9 protein-coding genes are annotated in these 13,623 nt (G+C 60.1%); all 9 read left to right on the top strand.

Annotated elements, in window-relative coordinates; translation table 11 throughout:
- Positions 1-300 precede the first annotated feature (300 nt).
- The 9 genes from rnr to ACW55A_RS25540 all read left to right on the top strand — a co-directional run bounded on the left by rnr (position 301) and on the right by ACW55A_RS25540 (position 13,561).
- Complete coding sequence (gene rnr / locus ACW55A_RS25580; protein ID WP_498811977.1) at positions 301-2,934, top strand: ribonuclease R; 2,634 nt, start codon at positions 301-303, stop codon at positions 2,932-2,934.
- Positions 2,931-3,692 carry a 23S rRNA (guanosine(2251)-2'-O)-methyltransferase RlmB gene (rlmB, locus tag ACW55A_RS25575; RefSeq protein WP_003317206.1) on the top strand — a complete coding sequence of 254 codons (762 nt, stop codon included), beginning with the start codon at positions 2,931-2,933 and terminating at the stop codon, positions 3,690-3,692. The genes rnr and rlmB overlap by 4 nt, the downstream gene beginning before the upstream one ends.
- 214 nt (positions 3,693-3,906) lie before the next feature.
- The gene (gene rpsF / locus ACW55A_RS25570; protein ID WP_002551828.1) at positions 3,907-4,332 is read left to right on the top strand and encodes a 30S ribosomal protein S6; all 426 of its coding nucleotides are present in this window, start codon (positions 3,907-3,909) and stop codon (positions 4,330-4,332) included.
- Between the two features lie 28 nt (positions 4,333-4,360).
- Entirely contained in the window at positions 4,361-4,591 is a 231-nt protein-coding gene (rpsR, locus tag ACW55A_RS25565; RefSeq protein ID WP_002551829.1) for a 30S ribosomal protein S18, read from the top strand.
- Positions 4,592-4,630: 39 nt separating this feature from the next.
- Positions 4,631-5,527, top strand: coding sequence for a hypothetical protein (locus tag ACW55A_RS25560; RefSeq protein WP_498811973.1), 897 nt, complete (start codon positions 4,631-4,633; stop codon positions 5,525-5,527).
- Between the two features lie 19 nt (positions 5,528-5,546).
- Positions 5,547-5,993 carry a 50S ribosomal protein L9 gene (gene rplI / locus ACW55A_RS25555; RefSeq protein ID WP_003317208.1) on the top strand — a complete coding sequence of 149 codons (447 nt, stop codon included), beginning with the start codon at positions 5,547-5,549 and terminating at the stop codon, positions 5,991-5,993.
- Between the two features lie 123 nt (positions 5,994-6,116).
- On the top strand, positions 6,117-7,511 hold the full coding sequence (gene dnaB / locus ACW55A_RS25550) for a replicative DNA helicase (RefSeq protein ID WP_003366338.1): 1,395 nt from the start codon (positions 6,117-6,119) through the stop codon (positions 7,509-7,511).
- Positions 7,512-7,618: 107 nt separating this feature from the next.
- Complete coding sequence (locus ACW55A_RS25545) at positions 7,619-9,928, top strand: YgiQ family radical SAM protein (RefSeq protein WP_003431932.1); 2,310 nt, start codon at positions 7,619-7,621, stop codon at positions 9,926-9,928.
- Positions 9,929-10,282: 354 nt separating this feature from the next.
- Positions 10,283-13,561, top strand: coding sequence for a transglutaminase family protein (locus ACW55A_RS25540; RefSeq protein WP_455809388.1), 3,279 nt, complete (start codon positions 10,283-10,285; stop codon positions 13,559-13,561).
- The last annotated feature ends 62 nt before the right edge of the window (positions 13,562-13,623 follow it).

The raw sequence follows: 13,623 nt of genomic DNA, 5'->3' as shown, positions 1-13,623 counted from the left end.
GAAGACTCGAACTTCCACGACCTTGCGGTCACCAGCACCTGAAGCTGGCGTGTCTACCAATTTCACCATCTGGGCAGTATCGACAAGCATCAACCTGTCGATGGCGCGCACTATACGGAGCGCTTTTTAGGCTGTAAACCCCAGCGATGAAAAAAAGTCGAAAAAATTCGCGGGCGGTGTGTTTCGGGTGTTGCAGCGTGGTCAGGGAGGCTTTTTGTCCAGTGGTTTGAGCGTGAAATTTCCCGTTTCATGAGGTCTATGCCAAACTAACCCCTATATATACAAGGTGAAAACTATCTAATGGCCGATTGGCAGTCCCTCGATCCCGAGGCCGCTCGTGAAGCGGATAAATACGAAAACCCTATTCCCAGCCGCGAGCTGATCTTGCAGCACCTTGCCGAGCGCGGTTCGCCGGCCAGTCGCGAGCAACTGGTCGAAGAGTTCGGCCTGACCACCGAAGATCAATTCGAGGCTCTGCGCCGCCGCCTTCGGGCGATGGAGCGTGACGCCCAGTTGATCTACACCCGTCGCGGCACTTATGCACCGGTAGACAAGCTTGACCTGATCCTGGGTCGCATCTCCGGCCATCGCGACGGCTTCGGCTTTCTGGTGCCGGACGACGGCTCCGACGACCTGTTCATGAGCCCGGCGCAAATGCGCTTGGTGTTCGACGGTGACCGGGCGCTGGCGCGTGTTTCCGGCCTTGACCGTCGCGGTCGTCGCGAAGGCGTTATTGTCGAAGTGATCTCGCGTGCTCACGAAACCATCGTTGGTCGCTACTTCGAAGAGAGCGGCATTGGTTTTGTTGTACCCGATAACCCGAAAATCCAGCAGGAAGTGCTGGTGACGCCGGGTCGCAACAACGGCGCCAAGATCGGTCAGTTCGTCGAGGTGAAAATCACCCATTGGCCGACGCCGCGCTTCCAGCCGCAAGGCGATGTGATCGAAGTGGTGGGCAACTACATGGCGCCCGGCATGGAGATCGATGTCGCGCTGCGTACCTACGATATCCCGCATGTTTGGCCCGAAGCTGTCCTGAAGGAAGCTGCCAGGCTCAAGCCGGAAGTCGAAGAGAAGGACAAGGAACACCGCGTCGATCTGCGCCATCTGCCGTTCGTGACCATCGACGGCGAAGACGCTCGTGACTTCGACGATGCGGTCTATTGCGAAGCCAAGCCTGGCAAGCTGCGTCTGTTCTCCGGTGGCTGGAAGCTCTACGTGGCGATTGCCGACGTATCGAGCTACGTGAAGATCGGCTCGGCGCTGGATGCAGAGTCCCAGGTGCGCGGCAACTCGGTGTATTTCCCCGAGCGCGTCGTGCCCATGCTGCCTGAGCAATTGTCAAACGGCCTCTGCTCGCTGAACCCGCATGTCGATCGTCTGGCCATGGTCTGCGAGATGACCATCTCCAAGACCGGCGAGATGACTGACTACGTGTTCTACGAAGGCATCATCCACTCCCACGCTCGCCTGACCTACAACAAGGTCAGCACGATTCTGGAACAGCCGAAAACCGCTGAAGCCAAAAGCCTGCGTGGTGAATACGGCGATGTGGTGCCGCACCTCAAACAGCTTTATGCCATGTACAAGGTATTGCTGGGCGCGCGTCATGTGCGCGGTGCGATCGATTTCGAAACTCAGGAAACCCGGATCATCTTCGGTTCCGAGCGCAAGATTGCCGAAATCCGTCCGACCACTCGCAATGATGCCCACAAGCTGATCGAGGAATGCATGCTGGCCGCCAACGTGGCCACCGCGCAGTTCCTGAAGAAGCACGAAATTCCTGCGTTGTACCGCGTCCACGATGGTCCGCCGCCGGAGCGCCTGGAAAAACTGCGTGCGTTCCTCGGTGAGCTGGGTCTGACGTTGCATAAAGGCAAGGAAGGTCCGACACCGAAGGATTATCAGGCGCTGCTTGAAACCGTTCGTGATCGTCCTGACTACCACCTGATCCAGACTGTGATGCTGCGTTCGTTGAGCCAGGCGGTCTACAGCTCGGACAACAACGGTCACTTCGGTCTGAATTACGAAGCGTACACGCACTTCACATCGCCGATCCGTCGTTATCCGGACCTGCTGACCCATCGTGCGATTCGCAGTGTCATTCGCTCCAAGCAGGATACGCCGCACGTTCGTCGTGCCGGCGCTGCCACGATCCCGAAGGCGCGCATCTACCCATACGACGACGCGCTGCTCGACCAGTTGGGCGAACAATGCTCGATGAGCGAACGCCGTGCCGACGAGGCTACGCGCGACGTGGTCAACTGGCTCAAGTGCGAATACATGAAGGATCGCGTCGGCGAGTCGTTCCCGGGCGTGATCACCGCTGTAACCGGCTTTGGTCTGTTCGTCGAGCTGACCGACATCTATGTCGAGGGCCTGGTCCACGTGACCGCCTTGCCGGGTGACTACTACCACTTCGATCCGCTGCACCACCGCCTTGCCGGCGAGCGTACCGGGCGTAACTTCCGCTTGGGCGACACCGTTGAAGTGCGTGTCATGCGCGTCGATCTGGACGAGCGCAAGATCGATTTCGAGATATCCGAAGCGGCAGCGGCTGCAAAGCCGACGGCTCGCAAGCGTCGTGGTCATGACACCGCGGCACCTGCTGCCACGACCACGGCTGAGAAGGACAAGGCACCTGCCAAGTCCGGACGCCGTAGCGCTTCGACCAAGGAAAGCAGCACCGAAGCGTATCGCCCGAGCGATGCCGCCGCGAAAAACGCAGAAGTGCGTAAAAGCCGCGAGCTGAAAAAAGCGCTTCTGGCAGACGCGAAGGGTGGTAGCAAGGCATCGTCGGGAAAGTCTGACAGGTCGGGTTCTGCGCCCTCATCGGGCAAACCGGCCAGCAAGCACCGTAAAGGCTCGTCAAAAACGGGCTCCGCGCCAGCTGCGAAAAGCAGCGGCGCTCGTAAACCCAAGGCCAAGTCATGAGTCAGCTGGAAAAAATCTACGGCGTTCACGCCGTAGAAGCGTTACTTCGTCATCATCCCAAACGCGTCAAGCACATCTGGCTGGCCGAGGGTCGTAACGACCCTCGCGTCCAGACCCTGGTCGCACTGGCGGCCGAAAATCGCGTCACCATCGGGCAGGCCGAGCGCCGCGAAATGGATGCCTGGGTCGAAGGCGTGCATCAGGGTGTTGTTGCCGATGTCAGTCCGAGCCAGGTCTGGGGCGAGGCTATGCTCGACGAGCTGCTGGACCGCAGTGAGGGCTCGCCGCTGCTGTTGGTGCTGGACGGCGTGACCGATCCGCACAACCTTGGCGCCTGCCTGCGTACTGCCGATGCGGCAGGTGCGCTGGCGGTCATCGTGCCCAAGGACAAATCCGCAACTCTTACGCCAGCCGTGCGCAAGGTCGCCTGCGGTGCAGCCGAGGTCATTCCGCTCGTGGCAGTGACCAACCTGGCGCGTACCCTGGAAAAACTGCAGCAGCGCGGATTGTGGGTGGTCGGTACTGCGGGCGAGGCCGAGGTCGAGCTGTATCAGCAGGACCTGACCGGGCCGACCATTATCATCATGGGCGCGGAAGGCAAGGGTATGCGTCGCCTGACCCGTGAGCATTGTGATTATCTGGTGCGCCTGCCGATGGCGGGCAGTGTCAGCAGCCTCAACGTGTCGGTCGCGACTGGCGTGTGTCTGTTCGAAGCGCTGCGCCAGCGCAGTGTCAAGGCTGCCGGCAAAAAAGCCTGATTGCGGCTTCTGGCCAGAGTGAGCAGGTCGCGCCATGCGATCTGCTCATTAATTCACCAATTGCCTTGCGCCTCCCCCGACCCTTCTCTACAATTGCGCCCCTTGCTGTCACGGCAGGCGCGCATGTGCCTGTCCCTGAGCAAGACCAACAGTGTCATTCACTCCTTGTCTGACCGCTATTTGAGCGGCAGGCTACAACCCGTAAGGAGCATTCATGCGTCATTACGAAATTATCTTTTTGGTCCACCCGGATCAAAGCGAGCAAGTCGGCGGCATGGTAGAGCGTTACACCAAGCTGATCGAAGAAGACGGCGGCAAAATCCACCGTCTGGAAGATTGGGGCCGTCGTCAACTGGCTTACGCAATCAACAATGTTCACAAGGCTCACTACGTGATGCTGAACGTTGAGTGCACTGGCAAGGCTCTGGCCGAGCTGGAAGACAACTTCCGTTACAACGATGCTGTGATCCGTAACCTGGTCATCCGTCGCGACGAAGCCGTAACCGGCCAGTCCGAGATGCTCAAGGCTGAAGAGAACCGCAGTGAGCGCCGTGAGCGTCGTGACCGTCCTGAGCACTCCGACAGCGCCGATGGCGATGACGGCGACAACAGCGACGTTAGCGATAACGCTGACGAGTAATCCACGGACCTTTTGAGGAGCCAATTACATGGCACGTTTCTTCCGTCGTCGTAAATTCTGCCGCTTCACCGCTGAAGACGTCAAAGAGATCGATTACAAAGATCTCAACACTCTGAAAGCCTACGTATCCGAGACCGGCAAAATCGTTCCAAGCCGTATCACTGGTACCAAAGCACGTTATCAGCGTCAGCTGGCCACCGCTATCAAGCGTGCCCGCTTCCTGGCCCTGCTGGCCTACACCGACAGCCACGGCCGCTGAGACCAGGTAGTCGACAAAACGTAACAAAGGATAGAAAGCATGCGTGCCCTGGCTGAATTCATCATGCGCGGCCGTATGCAGGCCACTCTCGTAGTGGCTGGATGTGCGGCATTGCCGCTGTTGTTCTGGTTGAGTGCTGCCGCAGGGTGCCTTGTGCTCCTGCGACGCGGGTTCAGTGATGCCGTTGGTGTCCTGTCCTGGGCTCTGCTGCCGGCTTTGGTCTGGTGGTATTTCGGTGAACCTCGTACAGCCATGGTGCTGGCGGGGTCACTGAGTTTGGCAATGGTTTTGCGTGCCAGCGAGTCCTGGGTCCGTGTGCTGCTGGTCAGCGTGGCGTTGGGTGTGGTGTATGCAGTAATTCTGGGCACGGTTTTTCGCGAACCTCTGGAAGCAATGTCGCAGGAGTTGCAGAAACATCTGCCGACAATGCTGGCCGGGCTCTACGAGCAGTTGAACGTAGAAGAGCGAGCGCGTCTGGGGGCACTGATTGCACCCGTCCTGAATGGCCTGATAGCGGCTGTGCTGCAAATCGTCAGTGTGCTGTGCCTGATTCTTGGGCGGTACTGGCAAGCGATGTTGTACAACCCTGGTGGTTTCGGGCGCGAATTTCGCGCCGTGAAACTCCCGCTGGTGCCGGCGTTGGTGCTGGTGGTGTGCATGCTGGTGGGGCCGAATTTCGGTCCGCAGATAGCGATGCTTACACCGCTGTGCAGCGTACCGCTGGTCTTTGCGGGCCTGGCCCTGATTCACGGACTGGTCGCTGAAAAGCGTCTGTCCAGGTTCTGGCTGGTGGGGATGTACATCACGCTGCTGGTGTTCATACAGCTGATTTATCCGTTGCTCGTGGTAATTGCCATTGTCGACAGCCTGATTGATTTTCGCGGTCGCCGGAGCTCGAAAGATCCCGGCAATGGTCCTGCGAACGGTGAAGGTTAAAAGTTAAGAGGATTTCCACATGCAACTGATCCTTCTGGAAAAAGTCGCCAACCTGGGCAACCTAGGCGACAAAGTAAACGTTAAGGCCGGCTACGGTCGTAACTACCTGCTGCCTTACGGCAAAGCAACCGCTGCAACCGCTGCCAACGTGGCTGCGTTTGAAGAGCGTCGTGCCGAGCTGGAAAAACTGGCTGCAGACAAGAAAGCATCTGCCGAAACTCGCGCTGCCCAACTGGCTGAGCTGGAAGTGACTATCACTGCCACTGCTGGTGACGAAGGCAAGCTGTTCGGTTCGATCGGCACCCACGACATCGCTGATGCACTGACCGCCTCTGGCGTTGAAGTTGCAAAAAGCGAAGTTCGTCTGCCGAACGGCACTATCCGCAACGTTGGTGAATTCGACGTAGCCGTGCACCTGCACAGCGACGTAGAAGCGACCGTACGCGTTGTCGTAGTGGCTGCTTAAGCAACACGTAATCGTCTGGCGGCATTGACGTCAGAGGATTAACATCGGGCACGATCCTGTTCACAGGTCGTGCCCTTTGTCTTTGTGCCATCCCCATTCTGCAAACCCCGAATTGAAGTGGCCATGAACGATATTTCCGCCCCCGAACAATACGATCTGCAAACCGCTGCCCTGAAAGTGCCGCCGCATTCCATCGAGGCCGAACAGGCTGTACTCGGTGGCTTGATGCTGGACAACAACGCCTGGGAGCGGGTGCTCGATCAAGTTTCCGATGGTGATTTCTATCGACATGACCACCGCCTGATATTCCGCGCCATCGCCCGCTTGGCCGACCAGAACAGCCCGATTGACGTGGTCACGCTGGCTGAACAGCTGGACAAGGAAGGGCAGACCTCGCAAGTAGGCGGCCTGGGCTACCTCAGTGAGCTGGCGAAAAACACGCCTTCTGTCGCCAACATCAAGGCTTATGCGCAGATCGTCCGGGCCCGGGCCACGCTGCGGCAATTGATCGGCATCAGTACCGAAATCGCCGACAGTGCGTTCAATCCCGAAGGCCGGACCGCCGAAGAGATTCTTGACGAAGCTGAACGGCAGATCTTCCAGATCGCCGAAGCGCGCCCCAAGACTGGCGGCCCGGTCAGCGTCAATGACCTGCTGACCAAGGCCATCGACCGTATCGATACCCTGTTCAACAGCGACAACGCCATTACCGGTCTGTCGACCGGGTATACCGATCTCGATGAAAAAACCAGCGGATTGCAACCCGCCGACCTGATCATCGTTGCCGGACGTCCGTCGATGGGTAAGACCACCTTCGCCATGAACCTGGTCGAGAACGCAGTGCTGCGCAGTGACAAGGTGGTGCTGGTCTACTCGCTGGAGATGCCAGGCGAATCGCTGATCATGCGTATGTTGTCGTCGCTGGGTCGCATCGACCAGACCAAGGTGCGGGCCGGCCAGCTTGATGACGATGACTGGCCACGCCTGACATCGGCGGTCAATCTGCTCAATGACCGCAAGCTGTTCATCGACGATACGGCTGGTATCAGCCCGTCTGAAATGCGCGCGCGGACGCGGCGGATCGTGCGTGAGCATGGCGACATCGCCATGATCATGATCGACTACCTGCAGTTGATGCAGATCCCTGGTTCCAGCGGTGATAACCGTACCAACGAGATTTCCGAGATCTCGCGCTCGTTGAAAGCGCTTGCCAAGGAATTCAACTGCCCGGTGATTGCCCTGTCGCAGCTCAACCGCTCTCTTGAGCAGCGTCCCAACAAGCGCCCGATCAACTCCGACCTCCGGGAATCCGGAGCGATCGAGCAGGATGCCGACGTCATCATGTTCGTTTACCGGGACGAGGTGTATCACCCGGAAACCGAGCACAAGGGCATTGCCGAGATCATCATCGGCAAGCAGCGTAACGGCCCCATCGGCACCACGCGTCTGGCGTTCATCGGCAAATACACGCGCTTCGAGAACCTGGCGCCGGGCAGTTACAACTTCGACGACGATTGACTTCGGGTCGACTCCATCAAATCCGACCACCGTGGTCGGACTTGATCAAAAAATGTGCTATATTCCGCGCCCGCGATTTTTCCAACGTGCAAACGTAGGTCCTGAACATGCAATCAGCCAAGCCGTTATTTGACTATCCCAAGTACTGGGCCGAATGTTTCGGACCAGCACCTTTCCTGCCCATGAGCCGGGAAGAAATGGATCTGCTTGGCTGGGATTCCTGCGACATCATCATTGTTACCGGTGATGCGTACGTGGATCACCCGTCTTTCGGCATGGCGATCATCGGTCGTCTGCTCGAATCCCAGGGCTTCCGGGTCGGGATCATCGCGCAGCCCAACTGGCAGTCCAAGGACGACTTCATGAAGCTCGGCGAGCCGAATCTGTTTTTCGGTGTCGCTGCCGGCAACATGGACTCGATGATCAACCGCTATACCGCGGACAAGAAGATTCGCTCCGATGACGCCTATACCCCTGGCGGCATGGCTGGCAAGCGGCCGGACCGCGCAAGTCTGGTCTACAGCCAGCGCTGCAAGGAAGCCTACAAGCATGTACCGATCGTGCTGGGCGGCATCGAGGCTTCGCTGCGCCGAATCGCGCACTATGACTATTGGCAGGACAAGGTTCGCAACTCGATCCTGATTGACGCCTGCGCCGACATCCTGCTGTACGGCAATGCCGAACGCGCGATCGTCGAAGTCGCCCAGCGTCTGTCCTACGGCCACAAGATCGAAGACATCACCGACGTGCGCGGTACGGCGTTCATTCGTCGTGACACGCCGCAGGGCTGGTATGAGGTCGACTCCACGCGTATCGACCGTCCGGGCAAGGTCGACAAGATCATCAACCCGTACGTCAACACCCAGGACACGCAGGCCTGCGCCATCGAGCAGGAAAAAGGCAACGTCGAGGACCCCAACGAAGCCAAGGTGGTGCAGATTCTCGCCAGCCCGCGCATGACCCGCGACAAGACGGTCATCCGCCTGCCATCGGTGGAAAAGGTCCGTAACGACGCTGTGCTGTATGCCCACGCCAACCGCGTGTTGCACCTGGAGACCAACCCGGGCAATGCTCGCGCGCTGGTGCAGAAACATGGCGACGTGGACGTCTGGTTCAACCCGCCGCCCATTCCGATGACCACTGAAGAAATGGACTACGTGTTTGGCATGCCTTACGCGCGCGTCCCGCATCCTGCGTACGGCAAGGAAAAGATCCCTGCCTACGACATGATTCGTTTCTCGGTGAACATCATGCGTGGCTGCTTCGGCGGCTGCACCTTCTGCTCGATCACCGAGCACGAAGGGCGGATTATTCAGAACCGCTCCGAAGAGTCGATCATTCGCGAAATCGAAGAAATCCGCGACAAGGTGCCGGGCTTTACCGGGGTCATTTCCGACCTGGGCGGGCCGACCGCGAACATGTATCGCATCGCCTGCAAAAGCCCGGAGATCGAGTCGGCCTGCCGCAAGCCGTCCTGCGTATTCCCGGGTATCTGCCCGAACCTGAATACCGATCACTCGTCGCTGATCCAGCTGTATCGCAGCGCGCGCGCCTTGCCGGGCGTGAAAAAGATCCTGATCGCCTCCGGCCTGCGCTACGACCTCGCGGTCGAGTCGCCGGAGTACGTCAAGGAACTGGTTACTCACCACGTAGGTGGTTACCTGAAGATCGCCCCGGAACACACCGAGGAAGGTCCGCTCAACCAGATGATGAAGCCGGGCATTGGCAGCTATGACAAGTTCAAGCGCATGTTCGAGAAGTACACCAAGGAAGCCGGCAAGGAGCAGTACCTGATTCCTTACTTCATCGCCGCCCACCCGGGCACCACCGATGAAGACATGATGAACCTGGCGCTGTGGCTCAAGGGCAATGGTTTCCGCGCGGACCAGGTGCAGGCGTTCTACCCGTCGCCGATGGCCACGGCCACCGCCATGTACCACTCGGGCAAGAACCCGCTGCGCAAGGTCACCTACAAGAGTGATGCGGTCACCATCGTGAAAAGCGAAGCGCAGCGTCGTTTGCACAAGGCTTTCCTGCGCTATCACGATCCGAAAGGCTGGCCGATGCTGCGTGAGGCACTGGAACGCATGGGCCGTGCCGACCTGATCGGGCCGGGCAAGGATCAACTGATCCCGTTGCATCAGCCGGCTACTGACAGCTACCAGAGTGCGCGTCGCAAGAACTCGACACCGGCGGGCAGCCACAAGGTTGCGAAAAATGCCAAGACCACGCTGATCCAGACCCAGCACACCGGCCTGCCGCCACGCGGAAGCGATGGCAGCAAGCCGTGGGACAAGCGTGAAGAGGCCAAGGCTGCCGCCATGGCGCGCAACAAGCAGGCCGCCAAGGAACGCATGGATGCAGCCAAGGGCAAAGGCACCAAACCGCCCAAGCGCAAGCCAGTAGTGCCACGCTAACGCACTGCGTGAGAGTAGCGGACGCAGAGCGTCCAGAACGGCATGTCGACGCAGAGCGTCGCACGATAGTTGAGACCATCGTTCCTCACGCTCCAGCGTGGGAATGCCGTTCGTGACGCTCCGCGTCACACCACACACCCACGCCGCTCACAATTCTTCACCCCCCACTCAATCCCTCTGCCACACTGTCTGCCTTATTACTGTGCGACCCTTGCACCGTTGGCTTCGGCCGGCACGATTTTGGTGCTGCGCCTGTTCAGGCGGGGAATGCCACTCTCGTTGGCGCACGACTTTGACCGGATGGCATAAGTCTTGCGCGGCTCAATTACCGTTCAGGCTCGCAGGAGGCACGCCGTGTCGATTCATATTGCCTTGCACCATGTCACGCACTATCGCTACGACCGCGCGGTCGAACTGGGTCCGCAGATCGTTCGCCTGCGTCCGGCCGCTCATAGCCGCACACGCGTGCTGTCTTATTCGCTGAAAGTCCTGCCTGAAAACCATTTCATCAACTGGCAGCAGGACCCTCAAGGCAATTACCTCGCGCGTCTGGTCTTCCCGGAAAAGACCGACGAATTCCGTGTCGAAGTCGATCTGGTCGCCGAGATGGCGGTGTTCAATCCGTTCGACTTCTTCCTGGAGCCCTACGCCGAGAACATTCCGTTCACCTACGCCAGCGAAGAGCAGCGCGAGCTGGCGCCGTACCTCGAAAAACTGCCGCTGACCCCGAGATTTCAGGCGTATCTGGACAGCATCAGTCGCGAGCCGATTCCGGCCATCGACTTCCTGGTCGGCCTCAACCAGCGCCTGAGCCAGGACGTCGCCTACCTGATCCGCATGGAACCCGGCGTTCAGACCCCGGAATTCACCCTGGAAAACGCATCGGGCTCGTGCCGCGACTCCGCATGGCTGCTGGTGCAGCTGTTGCGTCATCTGGGCATGGCGGCGCGCTTTGTGTCGGGCTACCTCATTCAGCTCAAGGCCGATGTCGAGGCGCTCGACGGGCCGTCCGGTACGGATGTCGACTTCACCGACCTGCACGCCTGGTGCGAGGTCTATCTGCCGGGCGCAGGCTGGGTCGGGCTGGACGCCACGTCCGGCCTGTTCGCTGGCGAAGGACACATTCCTCTGGCGTGCAGCCCCGAGCCTTCCTCGGCAGCGCCGATCAGTGGTCTGGTCGAGCCGTGCGAAACCGATTTCAGCCACGAAATGTCGGTCGAACGCATCTGGGAGGCGCCGCGCGTCACCAAGCCTTACACCGAAGCGCAATGGCAGGACATTCAGGCGCTTGGTCGACAGATCGACGCCGATCTGCTGCGCGACGATGTGCGTCTGACCATGGGCGGCGAGCCGACCTTCGTGTCCATCGACGACCGCGATGGCGCCGAATGGAACACCGCCGCGCTGGGGCCGCGCAAGCGCGAGCTGTCCGCCGAGCTGTTCCAGCGCATGCGCGGGCATTACGCGCCGCTGGGCATCGTGCATTTCGGGCAAGGCAAATGGTATCCGGGTGAGCAACTGCCGCGCTGGTCGCTGAACTGCTTCTGGCGCAAGGACGGCCAGCCGGTGTGGCGCAATAATGCGCTGATCGCCGATGAAACCCGTGACTACGGTGCTACGGGCGAACTGGCAGGGCGTTTTCTCGCCAGTGTTGCCGAGCGCCTGAAGCTGCCGGCCCGCTTCGTTTTCCCGGCTTACGAAGACAATTTCTACTACTTGTGGCGCGAAGGCGCATTGCCGGTCAACGTCACCGCCGAAGATTCGCGGCTGGGTGACGAGCTGGAGCGGGCCCGTCTGCGCAAGGTCGTCGCTCAGGGGCTGGACAAGATGATCGGTCAGGTTCTGCCGCTGGCTCGCAACGCGGACGGTGACAGCTGGCAGAGTGGCCGCTGGTACTTGCGTGACGAGCATTGCCGTCTGGTGCCGGGGGATTCTGCGCTGGGCTATCGATTGCCGCTGGCGTCGCAGCCTTGGGTCAAGGCGGCGGAATACCCGTTCATTCATCCGACCGACCATAACCAGGACTTCCCCGAACTGGCCGACAGCGACTCGTTGACCTCAGCGCTCAAGTCCACAGACACGGACGCCGAGCGCCCACCGAAGATCGACGAGTCGGCCGACTGGCTGACCCGCACGGCGCTGTGTGCCGAAGCGCGCGAGGGGCGGCTGTACCTGTTCATGCCGCCGCTGCAAAAGCTTGAGGAATACCTTGAACTGGTGGCGGTGATCGAGGCGACTGCAGAGGAACTGCAGTGCCCGATCCTGCTGGAAGGCTACGAACCGCCGAGCGATCCGCGGCTGTGCAATTTCCGGATCACGCCGGACCCTGGTGTGATCGAGGTCAACGTGCAGCCTTCGGCGAGCTGGGACGAACTGGTCGAGCGCACCGAGTTTCTCTATGAACAGGCGCGCCTCACGCGTCTGACCACCGAGAAGTTCATGATCGACGGCCGTCATACTGGCACTGGCGGGGGCAACCATTTCGTGCTGGGCGGCGCAACGCCGGCAGACTCGCCGTTTCTGCGGCGTCCGGACCTGCTGCGCAGCCTGATCAGCTACTGGCACAACCATCCTTCGCTGTCGTACCTGTTTTCCGGCCTGTTCATCGGCCCGACGTCTCAGGCACCGCGCATCGACGAAGCGCGCAATGACTCGCTCTACGAGATGGAAATCGCTTTTGCACAGATGCCGAAGCCAGGCGAGCAGGTTGCGCCGTGGGTGGTGGACCGTCTGCTGCGTAACCTGCTGATTGACGTCACCGGCAATACCCACCGTGCCGAGTTCTGCATCGACAAGCTTTACTCGCCCGATGGCGCAACCGGACGCTTGGGGCTGCTCGAGCTGCGCGCCTTCGAGATGCCGCCGCATGCGCGCATGAGCCTGGCGCAACAGTTGCTGCTACGGGCGCTGGTGGCGCGCTTCTGGCGTGAACCCTACGCACCCGCGAAGCTGGCGCGCTGGGGCACGCAACTGCATGACCGCTTCATGCTGCCGCACTTCATCGAGCAGGATTTTGCCGATGTGGTCGCCGACCTCAACGCGGCAGGCTACCCGGTGCAGGCCGACTGGTTCTCTGCGCACCTGGAATTCCGCTTCCCGAAAGTGGGCGATTACGCCGTCAACGGCATCGAGCTGGAGCTGCGTCAGGCGCTGGAGCCCTGGCATGTCCTGGGTGAAGAGGGCTCGGCCGGCGGCGCGGTGCGCTACGTCGATTCATCGCTGGAGCGTCTGCAAGTGCATATCAGCGGGCTGCCACCGCAACGCTACGTGTTGACCTGTAACGGTGTCGCAGTGCCCCTGCAGCCGACCGGACGGGTCGGTGAGTTCGTCGCGGGTGTGCGTTATCGCGCCTGGCAGCCGGCCAATTGCCTGCAACCGACCATTGGCGTGCATGCGCCACTGGTTTTCGATCTGCTCGACACCTGGATGCACCGCTCGCTGGGTGGCTGCGAGTATCATGTCGCCCATCCGGGCGGCCGTAACTACGAAACCTTGCCGGTCAACGCCAACGAAGCGGAAAGCCGTCGCCTGTCACGTTTCTTCCGCATCGGCCACACCCCAGGCAAACTGGACGTTCCGTCGCTCAACATTAACGACGAGCTGCCGATGACGCTGGATATGCGTCTGCATTAAAAAAAACAGTGGCTCTGTGCGTCAGATGCACACGGACGTGACATCTGACTGCACTAATCTGA

This window comes from Plantibacter cousiniae (nom. nud.) (assembly GCF_977070315.1).
This window is presented reverse-complemented; position numbering and strand designations above follow the sequence as displayed.